This window comes from Streptococcus mitis SK1080, from assembly GCF_000220085.1.
GTDB lineage: Bacteria > Bacillota > Bacilli > Lactobacillales > Streptococcaceae > Streptococcus > Streptococcus mitis_K.
In genome coordinates, this window is record NZ_AFQV01000021.1 from 66,117 (window position 1) to 84,951 (window position 18,835).

Below are 18,835 nucleotides of genomic sequence, written 5' to 3' on the forward strand. Positions count from 1 at the left end.
GAGTTAAAAAAGGAATCAAAAAGATTAGGCAAACGCTTGCATAAAACTCTGAAAAGCGCTATCATAGACTATAGATTATTAAAATAATGAGGTAAGAAGATGCAAGAAAAGTGGTGGCACAATGCCGTAGTCTATCAAGTTTATCCTAAGAGCTTTATGGATAGCAACGGAGATGGAATTGGCGACTTGCAAGGAATTACTAGTAAGTTAGACTATCTAGCCAAGCTGGGGATTACAGCGATTTGGCTTTCTCCAGTTTATGACAGTCCTATGGATGATAATGGCTATGATATTGCTGATTATCAAGCGATTGCAGCTATTTTCGGAACTATGGAGGACATGGACCAACTAATTGCGGAAGCTAAGAAACGTGATATTCGTATCATCATGGACTTGGTGGTCAATCATACCTCAGATGAACATGCTTGGTTTGTCGAGGCTTGTGAAAATCCTGATAGCCCTGAGAGAGACTACTATATCTGGCGGGACGAACCCAATGATTTGGAGTCTATCTTTAGTGGGTCTGCTTGGGAATATGATGAAAAATCAGGTCAATACTATCTCCACTTTTTCAGCAAGAAACAGCCTGATCTCAACTGGGAAAATGAAAAACTTCGCCAGAAAATTTATGAGATGATGAACTTCTGGATTGATAAAGGGATTGGTGGTTTCCGCATGGATGTTATTGATATGATTGGGAAAATTCCTGACGAGAAGGTGGTTAATAATGGTCCTATGCTCCATCCCTATCTCAAGGAGATGAATCAAGCGACCTTTGGAGATAAGAATCTCTTGACGGTGGGAGAAACTTGGGGAGCAACGCCAGATATTGCTAAGCTCTACTCAGATCCAAAGGGGCAAGAATTGTCTATGGTTTTCCAGTTTGAACATATCGGTCTTCAGTATCAGGAAGGTCAGCCTAAATGGCACTATCAAAAAGAACTGAATATTGCTAAGTTAAAAGAAATCTTCAACAAATGGCAGACAGAATTAGGAGTTGAGGATGGCTGGAATTCGCTCTTCTGGAACAATCATGACCTTCCTCGTATCGTCTCAATCTGGGGCAATGACCAAGAATACCGCGAAAAATCTGCCAAAGCCTTTGCCATCTTGCTTCATCTCATGAGAGGAACACCTTATATCTACCAAGGTGAGGAGATTGGGATGACCAACTATCCGTTTGAAACGTTGGATCAAGTAGAAGATATTGAATCCCTCAACTATGCGCGTGAGGCTCTTGAAAAAGGCGTTCCGATGGAAGAAATCATGGACAGTATCCGTGTCATTGGACGTGATAATGCCCGTACCCCAATGCAATGGGATGAAAGCAAAAACGCTGGTTTCTCGACAGGTCAGCCTTGGTTGGCAGTCAATCCAAACTATCAAGCAATTAATGTTCAAGAAGCGCTGGCAAATCCAGATTCTATTTTTTATACTTATCAGAAGTTGGTCCAAATCCGTAAGGAAAACAGCTGGCTGATTCGAGCTGACTTTGAATTACTTGACACGGCTGACAAGGTCTTTGCCTATATCCGTAAAGATGGGGACCGTCGCGTCCTAGTTGTGGCTAACTTGTCCAATGAAGAGCAAGTCTTTGTAGTAGAAGGAAATGTCAAATCTGTCTTGATTGAAAACACCCTAGCTCAAGAAGTCTTTGAAAAACAAGTCTTAGCCCCATGGGATGCTTTCTGTGTGGAATTGACTGACTAAAATGAGAGAGATTGGGTAAAAACTCGACTTCAGGAGAAAATGAAGTAAATCTTCCCACAATAAAACGCATAGTACCAAGGTTTTCATTGTACTGACCTGATATTATGCGTTTTTTGTTTTAAAGACTTTTTTCCCAGCCTCTTTTTGCTAAAAGTTGTGTAAAAACTCTTTTAAAAATATTTGTTAGAATTTTCTAACAAATTCTATAAGAACTCTTGCATTTATAAAAAAATAGGGTATAATAGTGAAAATACTATTTTGAAGGAGATTATTTATGCAATCGAAAAAGTGGCTCTTAGGAGCAGGAGTGACCTTGAGCACAGCCATTCTTTTAACAGCTTGTGGGAAAAGTGAAAAGAATGCAGATGCTCCCAAAACATTCTCTTATGTTTATGCAGTTGATCCATCATCCTTGGATTATAGCCTTACAAGTAAAAGTTCAACTTCTGACGTAATAGGTAATGTCGTCGACGGTCTTTTAGAGAATGATAAATATGGGAATCTCATTCCTTCTCTAGCAGAGGATTGGTCAGTTTCTAAAGATGGCTTGACTTATACCTACAAACTTCGTAAAGGTGTGAAGTGGTATACTTCAGAAGGAGAAGAGTATGCGGAAGTTAAAGCTCAGGATTTTGTTACAGGTCTGAAACATGCAGCAGATGGAAAGTCTGATGGTCTTTCTTTGGTCGAGAAATCTATCAAAGGATTGGAGGCTTATGTTAGTGGTGAGACAAACGATTTCTCAACTGTAGGTGTGAAGGCTCTTGATGATTATACGGTAGAATATACCCTTAATCAACCGGAAAGTTTTTGGAACTCTAAAGTAACCACAGCAACCATGCTTCCTGTAAATGAAGAATTTTTGAATGCAACAGGCAAGGATTACGGAGCGCCAACTCCATCAAGTATTCTTTACAATGGCCCATATTTTTTGAAATCTTTGATTTCTAAATCTGTGATTGAATATGAAAAAAATCCTAACTATTGGGATAAGGATAATGTCAAAATTGATAATGTTAAATTGACATTCTATGATGGTTCAGATCAAGAATCCTTAATTCGTAGCTTTACACAAGGTGCCTATACCACTGCACGTCTTTTTCCAGCAAGCTCAAACTTTGAGTCAACTAAGAAAGAGTACGGAGATAAGATTGTCTATAGTCCACAAGAGGCAACAAGCTACTACCTCACTGTGAACGTAAACCGCCAGTCTTACAATAAAACAGCTAAAACAGATGAGTCACAAAAAACATCAACAAAAGAAGCTCTTCTCAATAAGAACTTCCGTCAGGCTCTTAATTTTGCATTTAATCGCCACGCCTATACAGCTCAATTAAACGGTGAAGAGGGTGCGGATAAGATTATTCGTAATAGTCTAGTGCCAGATAATTACGTTCAAGTAGCTGGGAAGACCTTCGGACAGTTGGCTCAGGATGAACTACTGAAATATGGAGAACAGTGGAAAGATGTGACTCTCACAGATGGTAAGGATACAATTTACAATCCAACAAAGGCTAAATCTGCATTTGAAAAAGCGAAGTCAGAATTGCAAGCTAAGGGAGTAAGTTTCCCGATTCATTTGGATGTACCAGTAGAACAGACAGATGTAGTTGCAGTTCAACAGACAAATTCATTAAAACAATCGATTGAAGAAACATTGGGAACTGAGAATGTCATTATAGATGTTCTTCAAATGACAGATAATGAGAAGGAAAGTATTACTTCTCAAGCTAAAGTTCCAACCCAAAAAGATTATGATTTGAACGGAACAGGTTGGGGACCAGATTACCAAGATCCAGCAACCTATCTCAATATTTTAGATGCTAAGAAGGGTTCTGCCTTGAAACATCTAGGTATAACAAAGGGTAAGGATCCTGAAGTTGTGGCGAAAGTTGGCTTGGATGAATACAAGAAGCTCTTGGATGATGCGGCTTCTGAGACAAGTAATCTTGATAAACGATACGAAAAGTATGCCAAAGCACAGGCTTGGGTTACTGATAGTTCACTTCTTATTCCAGTTGCTTCTTCAGGGGGCTCTCCTATGGTTAGTCGTACTGTTCCATTTACCAAAGCTTATTCACAGGTTGGTATTAAGGGGGATCCATTTATTTTTAAAGGAATGGAACTTCAAAATGATATTGTGACAACTAAAGAGTATGATGCGGCCTTCAAAAAGTGGCAAAAGGAAAAACTGGAATCGAATGCTCAGTATCAAAAGGATTTAGAAAAGCACATAAAATAATGTGAATGAGAATCTTGCTTTCGTTAGGTTATCAGTTAATTCATTGATATTTAAATGATAAATCGCATAAAAACAAGGGAGGACTGTATGAAAGGCGGAAATCCTTTGTTTTTTATGGCCAAGATTTATAAACTTTCATTCTCAAAATTCAATTAACTTTACAAATTCCCACTATTTTGGTAAAATAAACCTATGTTACAAAAACTGACATAAAGGAGAAAGAAGATGAATACAAAAAAGCGTGTCCTTAGCGCAGGCCTGACCTTTACGGCTGCTTTGCTTTTAGTTGCTTGCGGACAATCAGGTTCAGATACAAAAACTTACTCATCAACCTTTAGTGGAAATCCAACTACATTTAACTACTTGTTAGACTACTACGCTGATAATACAGCTATTATAACCAATCTAGTTGATGGTTTGCTTGAAAATGACAATTACGGGAACCTAGTTCCATCTTTGGCAGAAGACTGGTCTGTTTCAAGCGATGGTCTGACTTATACCTATAAATTGAGAAAAGATGCCAAATGGTTCACGGCTGACGGTGAAGAGTACGCCCCAGTTAAGGCACAAGATTTTGTGACAGGTATCAAGTATGCAGTGGACAATAAATCCCAGGCCATTGACCTGATTCAAAACTCAATCAAGGGCTTGAATGATTATATTACAGGAGCGGATTCTGACTTTTCTAAGGTTGGGGTGAAGGCCATTGACGACCAGACTGTTGAGTATACTTTGACACGCCCAGAGCCTTACTGGAACTCAAAAACAACCAACAGTATCCTTTTCCCAGTCAATGAAGAGTTTCTAAACTCAAAAGGGAAAGATTTTGGGACCCTATCTCCAGATAGCATTCTCTACAGCGGACCTTATTTGTTAAAAGATTTCACATCAAAATCATCTATCGAGTATGTGAAAAATCCGCATTACTATGATCATGACAAAGTATCAATTGAACATGTGAAATTAGCTTATTTTGATGGCTCAGACCAAGAATTGACCATCCGTAACTTTGAAAGTGGAGCTTATTCAATCGCTGGGGTTTATCCAAATAGTTCTAACTTTGCCAAGACCAAGGAGAAATATAAGGATAATATCGTCTATAGCTTGCAGGACAAGACTTCTTGGTACTTCAATTTCAACGTCAACCGTAAGGCTTACAACCATACGTCTAAAACGACAGATGAGCAGAAGAAGTCAACTGAAACAGCTGTCTTGAACAAGAACTTCCGTCAAGCGGTGAACTTTGCCTTGGACCGCACAGCCTATTCTGCCCAGTCAAATGGGGAAGAGGCAGCTAGCAAGACCCTTCGTAACACCTTGGTGCCTCCTACATTTGTCCAAGTTGGAGACAAGACCTTTGGAGAAGTAGTCGCTTCTAAATTGGTCAACTATGGCACAGAATGGTCAGATATTAACTTGGCAGATGCTCAGGATGCCTATTTCAACAAAGAAAAAGCCCAAGCAAAATTTGCGGAAGCTAAAAAAGAATTGACAAGTCAAGGTGTGACTTTCCCTATTCACTTGGATGTGGCGGTTGATCAGACAAGTAAAAATGCCGTGACAGGTATGAACTCAGTTAAGCAGACCCTTGAGTCAGTTTTGGGTGCTGATAACATTGTCATTGACGTTCAGCAACTTTCAACAGATGATTTTAATAACGTAGCCTTCTTAGCACCGACAGCAGCTGATCGAGACTACGATTTGAACTTTGATGGTTGGGTGGGTGATTATCAGGATCCGTCAACTTATCTTAATCCTTTCAATGCAGAGGATGGGTTCTACCTCAAGATTTTTGGTCTAGATGCCAAGGAAGACAAGGAAAAAATCACTAGTCTAGGTCTGGATACCTACACTAAGATGCTCAAAGATGCAGATAGTGAAAACAAAGATGTAGCCAAACGCTATGAAAAATATGCTGAAGCACAGGCTTGGATGATTGACAACTCTCTGATTATGTCAGCTATGTCAAGTGGTGGAACAGCATCTGTAACCAAAGTAACGCCATTTACAAGAGGCTATTCATTGGTTGGTATCAAGGGTGATGGCAATAACTACAAGTACATGAAACTGCAAAAAGACACTGTGACGACCAAACAGTTTGAAGAAGCTAAAAGTAAATGGGAACAAGAAAGCAAAAAAGCAATTGAAAAAGCTCAAAAAGAAGCAGAAAAACATGTTAAATAGTTAGAAATAGCCTTTTCAAGCAAAATCATAAAGACAAACATCAGTTTTGGTGCTTGTCTTTTTAAATCACTCGGCTATTGAAAACTAAGAAATGATTTGTTTTGTGCTAAAATAGATTGAAACTAAGATCCTCTCTTTTACTATAGTTAAGGAGATGTAAAGATAAGTGATAAGGAAGAGACTATGTACGACTATCTAATCGTTGGTGCTGGTTTGTCGGGAGCAATTTTTGCTTATGAAGCAACCAAGCGTGGAAAAAAAGTAAAAGTTATTGATAAACGTGACCACATTGGTGGAAATATCTACTGTGAGAATGTAGAAGGAGTTAATGTTCATAAATATGGTGCCCATATCTTTCATACTTCTAACAAGAAAGTTTGGGACTATGTCAATCAATTCGCTGAATTTAACAACTACATCAACTCGCCTCTAGCTAATTACAAGGGTAGCCTTTATAATCTACCTTTCAATATGAATACTTTCTATGCTATGTGGGGGACAAAAACTCCTCAAGAAGTCAAAGATAAGATTGCTGAGCAAACGGCTCATATGAAGGACGTTGAACCTAAAAACTTGGAAGAACAGGCTATCAAGTTAATCGGTCCAGATATTTATGAAAAGTTGATCAAAGGCTATACTGAAAAGCAATGGGGACGTTCTGCGACTGACCTTCCACCCTTTATCATCAAACGTCTACCAGTTCGTTTAACCTTTGATAATAACTACTTCAATGACCGTTATCAAGGGATTCCAATTGGAGGCTACAATGTCATCATCGAAAATATGCTCAAGGATGTAGAAGTAGAACTTGGAGTTGACTTTTTTGCCAATCGTCAGGAATTAGAAGTTTCTGCTGAAAAAGTTGTCTTTACGGGGATGATTGACCAATACTTCGATTATAAACATGGTGAGTTAGAATACCGTAGTCTTCGTTTTGATCATGAAGTTTTAGATGAAGAAAACTATCAAGGAAATGCTGTTGTCAACTATACAGAACGAGAAATTCCTTATACTCGCATTATTGAGCATAAACACTTTGAGTATGGTACACAAGCTAAAACGGTCATTACTCGTGAATACCCAGCTGATTGGAAACGAGGAGATGAGCCTTATTATCCAATCAATGACGAGAGAAACAATGTCCTGTTTGCTAAATATCAAGAAGAAGCAGCAACAAATGACAAGGTTATTTTCTGTGGTCGTTTAGCAGATTATAAATACTATGACATGCATGTGGTCATCGAACGGGCTTTGGAAGTGGTCGAGGAAGAGTTGGGACAATGATGCAAGGATTCTGTCATTTTAGAATCTTTGCTACTTAAGATTTTTAGAAGTAAGGTCAACAAGATTCTTTTCTGGTTATCAGAAGAGAATCTCTGTTGGCTTTTTTGGCATAAATGAACAATTTTATTTTTCAGAATATATCAAATATAACAAATAACTCTTAAAATTCAGAAAATTCTATTGACAGGACTTGAAAAAGGGTCTATAATGAATAAAAAAACAAAGGAGAATACTATGAAAACAAGAAAAGTATTGGCTCTTGCGGGAGTAACCTTATTAGCAGCTGGTGTTTTAGCTGCTTGTTCTGGAGGTTCAGGCGCTCAAGGTGAAAAAACCTTTGCATTTACTTACGAGACACATCCAGATAATCTCAACTATTTGACAACTGGTAAGGCAGCAACTTCTGAGATTACTAGTAATGTGATTGATGGATTGCTTGAAAATGATAAATACGGGAACCTTGTTCCTTCATTGGCAGAGGACTGGTCAGTTTCTAAGGATGGCTTGACTTATACTTATAAGATTCGTCAGGATGCCAAGTGGTATACATCTGAGGGAGAAGAGTACGCTCCTGTTAAAGCTCAGGACTTTGTAACAGGACTTAAATATGCAACAGATAAGAAAGCAGAAGCCCTTTACTTGGTACAGGATTCAATCAAAGGTCTGGATGCCTATGCCAAAGGTGAAATCACAGACTTCGCTCAAGTCGGGATTAAGGCCCTTGACGACCAAACAATCCAATACACCTTGAACAAACCTGAAAGTTTTTGGAACTCAAAAACAACCATGGGTGTGCTTGCGCCAGTCAATGAAGAGTTTTTGAATTCAAAAGGGGATGATTTTGCCAAAGCGACGGATCCAAGTAGTCTCTTGTATAACGGCCCTTATTTGTTGAAATCCATTGTGACCAAATCTTCCGTTGAATTTGCGAAAAATCCGAACTACTGGGATAAGGACAATGTGCATATTGACAAAGTTAAATTGTCATTCTGGGATGGGCAAGATACCAGCAAACCAGCAGAAAACTTTAAAGATGGTAGCCTTACAGCAGCTCGTCTTTATCCAACAAGTGCAAGTTTCGCAGAGCTTGAGAAGAGTATGAAAGACAATATCGTCTATACGCAACAAGACTCTACGACTTATCTAGTAGGGACAAATATTGACCGTCAATCTTATAAACACACATCTAAGACTAGCGAAGAACAAAAGACTTCAACTAAAAAGGCTCTCTTAAACAAGGATTTCCGTCAGGCTATTGCCTTTGGTTTTGACCGTACAGCCTATGCCTCTCAGTTGAATGGAGAAACTGGAGCAAGCAAAATCTTGCGTAATCTCTTTGTTCCACCAACATTTGTTCAAGCAGATGGGAAAAACTTTGGCGATATGGTCAAAGAGAAATTAGTGACTTATGGGGATGAATGGAAGGATGTCAATCTTGCAGATTCACAAGATGGTCTCTACAATCCAGAAAAAGCCAAGGCTGAATTTGCTAAAGCTAAATCAGCTTTACAAGCAGAAGGTGTGACTTTCCCAATTCATTTGGATATGCCAGTTGACCAGACAGCAACTACAAAAGTTCAACGTGTCCAATCTATGAAACAATCCTTGGAAGCAACTTTAGGAACTGATAATGTCATTATTGATATCCAACAATTGCAAAAAGATGAATTGCTTAATGTAACTCTATTTGCCGAAAATGCTGCTGGCGAAGACTGGGATTTATCAGATAATGTCGGTTGGGGTCCAGACTTTGCCGATCCATCAACCTACCTTGATATTATCAAACCATCTGTAGGAGAAAGCACTAAAACATATTTAGGATTTGACTCAGGGGAAGATAATGTAGCTGCTAAAAAAGTAGGTCTATATGACTACGAAAAATTGGTTACTGAGGCTGGTGATGAGACTATAGATGTTGCTAAACGATATGATAAATACGCTGCAGCCCAAGCTTGGTTGACAGATAGTGCCTTGATCATCCCAACAACTTCTAAAACTGGTCGTCCAATCTTGTCTAAGATGGTACCATTTACAATACCATTTGCATTGTCAGGAAATAAAGGTACAAGTGACCCAGTCTTGTATAAATACCTTGAAATTCAAGACAAGGCAGTTACTGCAGATGAATACCAAAAAGCTCAAGAAAAATGGATGAAAGAAAAAGCAGAATCCAATAAAAAAGCGCAAGAAGAACTTGCCAAACATGTCAAATAAAACAAAAAGAGACTGAGCAAAAAGTCCTTAAAAGCAAAACGCATATTGTCAGGTGAAAGCCTTGATCGTATGCGTTTTATTGTGGGAAAATGTACTTGATTTCTGTATTTCATTTTGACAATGAAAAAATCCTGAGTTTAGAGTTCTCAGGATTTTTCGTTTACTGTTGTGGTTGTTGTTGGACTTGAGGAGTCTGTGGAGCTGGATTTTGATTGGCTCCTGGTGCATTTGGTGCTTGATTTTGACCATTAGTACTAGCATCAGGACTTGTTACTGGTGCTTGACTAGTAGAGCTTTCTGCACTTGTTGATGAGCTTTCGGTTGAAGATGATTGGGATGTCGTTTCAGTCCAAGTCGGTCTTGCTCCATTTTGGAAAACAAACTGCCCATTTCGATAGATGCCATCTGGCATATTCCAGTCCTCTGGATTGCTTCCTTCAGACAGGTAGGTCATCATAGAGCGGTAAACTTTAGCAGCGACCGTAAGGCCATCGCCTACAAGTGGTGTCAGACGGTTAGAATAGCCTGTCCATACAGCCATTGCATATTTGCGGGTATACCCTACAAACATTTCATCTGGAGCTACGTAACCAGTGTTCTTGATATACTTTTCAATTTCTTCGTCAGTATAGTTAGAAGTACCTGTTTTACCTGCTTGTGGAAGCCAAGGTAGGTAGGCTCCACGTCCGATTCCGTATACTAAGACAGTTTTCATCATGTCGGTCATCATATAGGCTGTCGTTTCCTTCATGGCACGAGTTCCGACATTAGAGAACTCTTTTTCACTCCCATCACTAAAGACGACTTTATGGATATACATTGGTTTATAGTAAGTTCCACCATTTGCAAAGGCAGCGTAAGCAGCAGCCATCTTTTCACTACTTGCTCCATATTTTTTGTCTGACTCGGTTGTGTTACTTGAAATGGCATTTGAGTAGTGAAGACTTGGGTAGTCGATTCCGAGACCATTTAGGAAAGTCTTGGCACGGTTGAGTCCGACCTTGTTTAGCGTTTCCACGGCTGGGACGTTTCGCGATTGTTGCAGGGCGTATTGCAAGGTGATATTGCCAAAGTAGCCCCTATCCCAGTTATAAACAGGGGTATCTGTCCCAGGATAGTTATAGGGCTCATCGTGAACGATAGTAGCAGTTGAATCGTAGACACCGTATTCCAAGGCAGGAGCATAGTCTGTGATCGGTTTCATAGTTGATCCCCAGTCGCGGTTTGTTTCCACTGCTTGGTTAATTCCGAAGGAAACATTACTTGACTGATGGCGTGCTCCTAGCTGGGCAATGACTTTACCGTTAGAAACATCAACAATGGTAGAAGCGACTTGCAATTCATCGTCTGGATAGGCAACGTATTCGTCTGTATTGTAAATATCCCACAGATGTTTTTGAGCTTCTTGGTCTACATTTGTGTAGACATCCATCCCAGTTGTGAGCAGGTTATAGCCTGTTTCTTCTTCAACTTGATTGATGACCTCCTTGAGGTAATTATCCATGTAAGCAGGGTAATTACTTGCTGATTTGAGACTTTGTAATCCATCAGTAATTGGTGTGTTGACTGCTTTCTCATACTGTTCAGCAGAGATGTAGCCTTGATTTTTCATTTCAGATAAGACCAAGTTTCGGCGGTCTTGGGCTGCTTCTGGATGTGAATAGGGGTCATATTGGTTTGGTGCCTGAGGCATTCCAGCCAGCAAGGCTAACTGAGGTAAACTTAAATTATTGAGGTCTTTACCATAGTAGTTTTGAGCTGCTGTCTGCATTCCATAGTTGCCATTAGACATGTAGACCTTATTTATATAGTAGGTCAAGATTTCTTGCTTGGTTGCTTTTTGTTCTAACTGAATCGCTAACCAAGCTTCCTGAGCCTTACGAGAAATAGTCTGGTCGGAAGTCGAGGTTGAAAAGTAAGTCAACTTAATCAACTGTTGGGTGAGAGTTGATCCACCTTGGAGGGAATTGCTTTGCAGATTGCGCAAGAAAGCTCCCAGGATACGGATGGTATCAATCCCCCTGTGGTCGAAGAAGCGATGGTCTTCGATAGAAACGATTGCCTTAACCAAATCTGTGGGAATATCATTAGCTTGGGCATTGACGCGGCGTTCAGAACCCAAGTCAGCAATGAGTTGATTTTTATTGTCGTAGATTTTACTAGAGGTTGTTGCAACTAGTTTACTCTCGGATAGGCTAGGAGCCTTGCTAACATAGTAGAAAAAAACTCCTCCACCTAAGACAATGGCTGCGATAACCAAGCTTAAGAAGCTAATGCTCAGATACTTGATTAGGCGCAGAATCGTTGGTTTGTTCATCTTGTTTTACCACCTAATAAATGTTCTTTGATAACATTGAGATAAGGAATTTGAGGGAAGGCACCAGCCTTGATTTCATATCCATATTCTCGAATATATCCAAGTGGCATTGATTTTTGTCCCTTATCTTGATGATAGAAGCGAATCAAATCGAATGCCGGCAATAAGTAGGTTTCTTGCTGAGAAGAAAAGTGAAGAAGGACAAAGCAGATTCCTTGTTGGGCAAGGACTTGTTCCATATGCTGAATCTGATGTGGATGAAAATTTTTCATCGGAATCGCACGTTTTTGTTTTGTTTCCTTGGCTTCAAAGTCGATGTAATATCCATTATAAACGCCAGAATAGTCTGTCGTTGAAGCTTGTCGAAAATAGGCTTCAACAATCTTGGCACGACTTCGTTGTGGATAGTCCACTCGTACGATTTGAATAGGAGTTGGTTTCTTGTGTATAACAGCCAAGCCCTGAGACAAATAGTAGTCGTTGGTAGCATTGATCATCTTTTCAAAAGACATTCCTCGATTTGCGAAATTTTTGGGTTGAGAAAGAGATGGTTGTCTTTTTTGTGATGAAAGTTTATGTGGATAGTTGACCATAATTCTCCTTATTGGTACAATAACATCACTCTATTATACCATAAATTTGCACAGAAAGGGTTAAAAATGGCTACAGCTTTGGTTTTAGGCTATTCTGCTTTTGATTTGGGTTTATTTTCTGACAAGGATCCTCGTCTTAAATTGATAAAAAAAGCAATACGTAAAGATTTAGAGGCTATGGCAGCAGATGGAGTGTCTTGGCTTGTGTTTACAGGAAGTTTGGGTTTTGAATATTGGGTTTTAGAGGTTGCTCAGGAGATGAAAACAGAGTACGGTTTCCAGTTGGCGACCATTTTTGCTTTTGAAACCCATGGGGAAAATTGGAATGAAGGCAATCAGATGAAACTGAGTCGCTTTAAGCAGGTAGACTTTGTCAAATATGCTTATCCTCGCTATGAACACAAGGGGCAGTTAAGAGATTACCAGCAGTTTTTGCTGGAAAACACGAACAGTTCCTATCTTTTTTATGATGAAGAAAATGAAACGAAACTAGCTTATTTTTACCAAAAGATGAAAAATCAAGAGGACTATTTTATAAAGAGATTAACATTTGATCAATTAAATGAACTTGCTGAAAATTTTTCCGAAAATTGAAGCTTTGACCTTGATTTTTGTTTGCCTTTTTTTATATAATAATACTAGCAAGCGAGAATGGAGAGAGACATGGCAAGTATTATTTTTTCAGCGAAAGATATTTTTGAACAAGAGTTTGGGCGTGAAGTCCGTGGCTATAGTAAGGTAGAAGTTGATGAGTTTTTAGACGATGTCATCAAGGACTATGAAACCTATGCTGCCTTGGTCAAGTCACTTCGTCAGGAAATTGCGGATTTGAAGGAAGAATTAACTCGTAAACCGCAAGTGAGTTCGGCTCCAAATCCTAGTCACCCAGATACAATTGATGTGGCTGCTTCATCTTCTATGACGAATTTTGATATTTTGAAACGCTTGAATCGTCTTGAAAAAGAAGTGTTTGGTAAACAAATTTTAGACAATACTGATTTGTAATTCAGGTCTTGTTACATGCAATTTTTGGATAATCGCGTGAGGAGAATTGCTTCTCATGAGGAAAGTCCATGCTAGCACAGGCTGTGATGCCTGTAGTGTTTGTGCTAGGCGAAACCATAAGCCTAGGGACGAGAAATCGTTACGGCAGTTGAAATGGCTAAGTCCTTGGATAGGTCAGAGTAGGCTTGAAAGTGCCACAGTGACGGAGTCTTTCTGGAAACAGAGAGAGTGGAACGCGGTAAACCCCTCAAGCTAGCAACCCAAATTTTGGTCGGGGCATGGAGTACGCGGAAACGAACGTAGTATTCTGACTGCTATCAGCTAGAGCTGTTAGTGGTAGACAGATGATTATCGAAGGAAGTGGTCCTAGTCACTTCTGGAACAAAACATGGCTTATAGAAAATTGCATATAGGTTGGGGCTGAGAAATTTTCTCAACCTCATTTTTTAAAGTGGACATATAGAAAGGTCTTGCAAGACTGTAACATGAAAAAAGAATTTAATTTAATTGCAACTGTGGCAGCAGGTCTTGAAGCTGTTGTGGGACGTGAAGTTCGAGAGTTGGGCTACGATTGTCAGGTTGAAAATGGACGTGTTCGTTTTCAAGGAGACGTGAGAGCTATTATCGAAACCAACCTTTGGCTTCGGGCAGCAGATCGTATCAAGATTATCGTAGGAACCTTCCCAGCTAAGACTTTTGAAGAGCTGTTTCAGGGAGTTTTCGCTTTAGATTGGGAAAATTATTTACCACTTGGATCTCGGTTCCCGATTTCAAAAGCAAAATGTGTTAAATCTAAACTTCACAATGAGCCGAGTGTACAGGCTATTTCTAAGAAAGCTGTTGTTAAGAAATTGCAGAAACACTATGCTCGCCCAGAAGGGGTTCCTTTGATGGAGAATGGCCCAGAGTTTAAGATTGAGGTCTCTATTCTCAAAGATGTGGCAACTGTCATGATTGATACGACAGGCTCAAGTCTCTTTAAACGTGGCTATCGTACCGAAAAAGGTGGGGCTCCTATCAAGGAAAACATGGCGGCAGCTATTTTACAACTTTCTAACTGGTATCCAGATAAGCCTTTGATTGATCCGACCTGTGGTTCAGGAACTTTCTGTATCGAGGCAGTTATGATTGCTCGAAAGATGGCACCAGGACTTCGTCGCTCCTTTGCTTTTGAGGAATGGAATTGGGTCAGCGATCGCTTGATTCAAGAAGTGCGCACAGAGGCGGCTAAAAAAGTGGACCGTGAGCTGGAATTGGATATCATGGGCTGTGATATTGATGCTCGCATGGTGGAAATTGCTAAGGCCAATGCTCAGGCAGCTGGTGTTGCAGGGGATATTACTTTTAAGCAGATGCGCGTGCAGGATTTACGTTCTGATAAAATCAATGGTGTGATTATTTCCAATCCGCCTTACGGGGAGCGTTTATCAGATGATGCAGGGGTGACCAAGCTTTATGCTGCGATGGGTCAAGTATTTGCACCACTGAAAACTTGGAGCAAATTTATCCTGACTAGTGATGAAGCCTTTGAAAGCAAGTATGGTAGCCAAGCAGATAAGAAGCGTAAGTTATACAACGGAACCTTGAAAGTGGATCTGTATCAATATTTTGGTCAGCGTGTCAAACGTCAAGAGTTAAAATAGAAAGGGATACTCATGAGTAAGAAAAGACGGAATCGTCATAAAAAAGAAAACCAAGAATCGCGATTTGATTTTGATGAAGCAAAAGAGCTAACAGTTGGTCAAGCGATTCGTAAAAATGAAGAAGTGGAAGCAGGAGTCTTGCCTGAAGATTCCATTTTGGACAAGTATGTCAAGCAACACAAAGATGAAATCGAAGCAGATAAGTTTGCGACTCGCCAATACAAAAAAGAGGAGTTAGTCGAAACTCAGAGTCTGGATGATTTAATTCAAGAGATGCGTGAGGCTGTAGAAGAGTCAGAAGCTTCTTCGGAGGAAGTTCCATCTTCTGAAGACATTTTACCACCCTTGCCTCTGGACGACGAGGGGCAAAGCTTGGATCCTCTATTACTAGAGGATGAAAATCCAACAGAAATGACTGAAGAAGTGGAAGAGGAGCAAAACCTTTCTCGTCTGGAACAAGAAGACTCAGAAAAGAAAAGTAAAAAAGGCTTTATTTTGACTGTCTTAGCGCTTGTATCAGTAATTATCTGTGTCAGTGCTTATTATGTCTACCGTCAAGTGAATCGCTCGACCAAGGAAATTCAGACCTCTCAATCAACTACAGCCAATCAATCGGATGTGGATGATTTTAATACACTTTATGACGCCTTCTACACAGACAGCAATAAAACGGCTTTGAAAAATAGCCAGTTTGATAAACTGAGTCAACTCAAGACCTTACTTGATAAGCTGGAAGGTAGTCGTGAACATACGCTTGCCAAATCTAAATATGATAGTCTAGCAACGCAAATCAAGGCCATTCAAGATGTCAATGCACAATTTGAAAAACCAGCTATTGTGGATGGTGTATTGGATACCAATGCCAAAGCCAAATCGGATGCTAAATTTACAGATATTAAAACTGGAAATACGGAGCTTGATAAAGTGCTAGATAAGGCTATCAGCCTTGGTAAGAGCCAGCAAACAAATACTTCGAGCTCAAGTTCAAGTCAAACTAGTAGCTCAAGTTCAAGTCAAACAAGCTCAAATACGACTAGTGAGACAAGCCCAAGTAGCTCAAATACTGCATCAAATGAAACTAGAAGTACTCGCAGTGAAGTCAATATGGGTCTATCAAGTGCAGGGGTTGCTGTTCAAAGAAGTGCCAGTCGTGTTGCCTATAACCAGTCTGCTATTGATGATAGTAACAACTCTGCCTGGGATTTTGCGGATGGTGTCTTGGAACAAATTCTAGCGACTTCACGTTCACGTGGCTATATCACTGGAGACCAATACATCCTTGAACGTGTCAATATCGTTAATGGCAATGGTTATTACAACCTCTACAAGCCAGATGGAACCTATCTCTTTACCCTTAACTGTAAGACAGGATATTTTGTCGGAAATGGTGCTGGTCATGCGGATGACTTGGACTACTAAGCAGTTGTTACAAAATTCTTTCTTTTCAAAAGTAAAAATGATAAAATAAAACAAATGAAACAAGAGGAGTGTCAAATGACAAAAGCTAACTTTGGTGTCGTAGGTATGGCCGTAATGGGTCGTAACCTTGCCCTTAATATTGAATCTCGTGGTTACACAGTTGCTATCTACAACCGTAGTAAAGAAAAAACGGAAGATGTAATTGCTTGCCATCCTGAAAAGAACTTTGTACCAAGCTATGACGTTGAAAGTTTTGTAAACTCAATCGAAAAACCTCGCCGTATCATGCTGATGGTTCAAGCTGGACCTGGTACAGATGCTACTATCCAAGCCCTTCTTCCACACCTTGACAAGGGTGATATCTTGATTGACGGAGGAAACACTTTCTACAAAGATACCATCCGTCGTAATGAAGAATTGGCAAACTCAGGTATCAACTTTATCGGTACTGGGGTTTCTGGTGGTGAAAAAGGTGCCCTTGAAGGTCCTTCTATCATGCCTGGTGGACAAAAAGAGGCCTACGAATTGGTTGCGGATGTTCTTGAAGAAATCTCAGCTAAAGCACCAGAAGATGGCAAACCATGTGTGACTTACATCGGTCCTGATGGAGCTGGTCACTATGTGAAAATGGTTCACAACGGTATCGAGTATGGTGATATGCAATTGATCGCAGAAAGCTATGATCTTATGCAACACTTGCTAGGCCTTTCTGCAGAAGACATGGCTGAAATCTTTACTGAGTGGAACAAGGGTGAATTGGACAGCTACTTGATCGAAATCACAGCTGATATCTTGAGCCGCAAAGACGATGAAGGTCAAGATGGACCAATCGTAGATTACATCCTTGATGCTGCAGGTAACAAGGGAACTGGTAAATGGACTAGCCAATCATCTCTTGACCTTGGTGTGCCATTGTCACTCATCACTGAGTCAGTATTTGCCCGTTACATTTCAACTTACAAAGAAGAACGTGTGCATGCAAGCAAGGTTCTTCCAAAACCAGTTGCCTTCAAATTTGAAGGAGACAAGGCTGAGTTGATCGAAAAAATCCGTCAAGCCCTTTACTTCTCAAAAATCATTTCATACGCACAAGGTTTTGCTCAATTGCGTGTAGCTTCTAAAGAAAACAACTGGAACTTGCCATTTGCGGACATCGCATCTATCTGGCGTGATGGCTGTATCATCCGTTCTCGTTTCTTGCAAAAGATTACAGATGCTTACAACCGTGATGCAGACCTTGCCAACCTTCTTTTGGATGAGTACTTCTTGGATGTTACTGCTAAGTACCAACAAGCAGTGCGTGATATCGTAGCTCTTGCTGTTCAAGCTGGTGTGCCAGTGCCAACTTTCTCAGCAGCTATTACTTACTTTGATAGCTACCGTTCAGCTGACCTTCCAGCTAACTTGATCCAAGCGCAACGTGACTACTTTGGTGCCCACACTTACCAACGTAAAGACAAAGAAGGAACCTTCCACTACTCTTGGTATGACGAAAAATAAGTAGGTCTGCCATGGGGAAACGGATTTTATTACTTGAGAAAGAACGAAATCTAGCTCACTTTTTAAGTTTGGAACTCCAAAAAGAGCAATACCGAGTTGATCAGGTGGAGGAGGGGCAAAAAGCCCTCTCCATGGCTCTTCAGACAGACTATGACTTGATTTTATTGAATGCTCATCTGGGGGATATGACAGCCCAGGATTTTGCAGACAAGCTGAGTCGGACTAAGCCAGCCTCGGTCATCATGGTCTTGGACCATCGCGAAGAATTGCAAGATCAGATTGAAACAATCCAACGCTTTGCCGTTTCTTACATCTATAAGCCAGTTATTATTGAGAATCTGGTAGCTCGTATTTCAGCGATTTTCCGAGGTCGGGACTTTATAGATCAACACTGTAGTCAGATGAAGGTTCCAACGTCTTATCGCAATCTGCGTATGGATGTAGAGCATCATACCGTTTATCGTGGCGAGGAGATGATTGCTCTGACGCGCCGTGAGTATGACCTTTTGGCTACTCTTATGGGAAGCAAGAAAGTTCTGACTCGTGAGCAATTGTTGGAAAGTGTCTGGAAGTATGAAAGTGCGACCGAAACCAATATCGTGGATGTCTATATCCGTTATCTACGTAGCAAGCTTGATGTAAAAGGTCAGAAAAGCTATATTAAAACCGTTCGTGGTGTCGGTTACACCATGCAAGAATAGAAAGCAGTTGCAGTTATGTAACT

General features: G+C 40.2%; 13 protein-coding genes and 1 other RNA gene. 12 read left to right on the forward strand and 2 right to left on the reverse strand.

Features of this window, described 5'->3' with window-relative positions; all coding sequences use genetic code 11:
- Positions 1–99: 99 nt before the first annotated feature.
- From HMPREF9957_RS08775 to HMPREF9957_RS08795, 5 genes are all read left to right on the forward strand, one after another.
- The gene (locus tag HMPREF9957_RS08775; protein ID WP_001156816.1) at positions 100–1,710 is read left to right on the forward strand and encodes a glycoside hydrolase family 13 protein; all 1,611 of its coding nucleotides are present in this window, start codon (positions 100–102) and stop codon (positions 1,708–1,710) included.
- Positions 1,711–1,984: 274 nt separating this feature from the next.
- Positions 1,985–3,952 (forward strand): peptide ABC transporter substrate-binding protein, encoded by a 1,968-nt coding sequence (locus HMPREF9957_RS08780; RefSeq protein WP_001190859.1) that lies wholly within the window; start codon positions 1,985–1,987, stop codon positions 3,950–3,952.
- Between the two features lie 225 nt (positions 3,953–4,177).
- The gene (locus tag HMPREF9957_RS08785; RefSeq protein ID WP_001093133.1) at positions 4,178–6,136 is read left to right on the forward strand and encodes a peptide ABC transporter substrate-binding protein; all 1,959 of its coding nucleotides are present in this window, start codon (positions 4,178–4,180) and stop codon (positions 6,134–6,136) included.
- 183 nt (positions 6,137–6,319) lie between these two features.
- Positions 6,320–7,420, forward strand: coding sequence for a UDP-galactopyranose mutase (glf, locus tag HMPREF9957_RS08790; protein WP_000272520.1), 1,101 nt, complete (start codon positions 6,320–6,322; stop codon positions 7,418–7,420).
- A 234-nt stretch (positions 7,421–7,654) separates the two neighbouring features.
- Positions 7,655–9,634 carry a peptide ABC transporter substrate-binding protein gene (locus tag HMPREF9957_RS08795; protein ID WP_000857589.1) on the forward strand — a complete coding sequence of 660 codons (1,980 nt, stop codon included), beginning with the start codon at positions 7,655–7,657 and terminating at the stop codon, positions 9,632–9,634.
- 160 nt (positions 9,635–9,794) lie between these two features.
- On the opposite strand, the gene pbp1a is transcribed toward HMPREF9957_RS08795, so the two are convergent.
- Entirely contained in the window at positions 9,795–11,951 is a 2,157-nt protein-coding gene (gene pbp1a / locus HMPREF9957_RS08800; protein WP_001040008.1) for a penicillin-binding protein PBP1A, read from the reverse strand.
- Positions 11,948–12,544: a Holliday junction resolvase RecU gene (gene recU, locus HMPREF9957_RS08805; protein WP_000248774.1), complete on the reverse strand. Its 597-nt coding sequence runs from the start codon at positions 12,542–12,544 to the stop codon at positions 11,948–11,950. Before recU ends, pbp1a begins: the two co-directional genes overlap by 4 nt.
- A gap of 66 nt (positions 12,545–12,610) precedes the next feature.
- Between recU and HMPREF9957_RS08810 the strand changes: the two genes are divergently transcribed.
- The 7 genes from HMPREF9957_RS08810 (at position 12,611) to HMPREF9957_RS08835 (ending at position 18,812) form a co-directional block, all read left to right on the forward strand.
- Positions 12,611–13,138: an SLOG family protein gene (locus tag HMPREF9957_RS08810; RefSeq protein ID WP_000179545.1), complete on the forward strand. Its 528-nt coding sequence runs from the start codon at positions 12,611–12,613 to the stop codon at positions 13,136–13,138.
- Between the two features lie 69 nt (positions 13,139–13,207).
- Positions 13,208–13,549: a cell division regulator GpsB gene (gene gpsB, locus HMPREF9957_RS08815; RefSeq protein ID WP_000146531.1), complete on the forward strand. Its 342-nt coding sequence runs from the start codon at positions 13,208–13,210 to the stop codon at positions 13,547–13,549.
- Positions 13,550–13,569: 20 nt separating this feature from the next.
- An RNA gene (gene rnpB / locus HMPREF9957_RS12730) (RNase P RNA component class B) lies at positions 13,570–13,950 on the forward strand.
- Between the two features lie 84 nt (positions 13,951–14,034).
- The gene (locus HMPREF9957_RS08820; RefSeq protein ID WP_000711409.1) at positions 14,035–15,192 is read left to right on the forward strand and encodes a THUMP domain-containing class I SAM-dependent RNA methyltransferase; all 1,158 of its coding nucleotides are present in this window, start codon (positions 14,035–14,037) and stop codon (positions 15,190–15,192) included.
- A 12-nt stretch (positions 15,193–15,204) separates the two neighbouring features.
- Positions 15,205–16,611 (forward strand): cell division site-positioning protein MapZ, encoded by a 1,407-nt coding sequence (gene mapZ / locus HMPREF9957_RS08825; RefSeq protein WP_000039296.1) that lies wholly within the window; start codon positions 15,205–15,207, stop codon positions 16,609–16,611.
- Between the two features lie 75 nt (positions 16,612–16,686).
- Positions 16,687–18,111: an NADP-dependent phosphogluconate dehydrogenase gene (gene gndA / locus HMPREF9957_RS08830; protein WP_000158787.1), complete on the forward strand. Its 1,425-nt coding sequence runs from the start codon at positions 16,687–16,689 to the stop codon at positions 18,109–18,111.
- Between the two features lie 11 nt (positions 18,112–18,122).
- Positions 18,123–18,812: a response regulator transcription factor gene (locus HMPREF9957_RS08835; protein WP_000518028.1), complete on the forward strand. Its 690-nt coding sequence runs from the start codon at positions 18,123–18,125 to the stop codon at positions 18,810–18,812.
- Positions 18,813–18,835 lie beyond the last annotated feature (23 nt).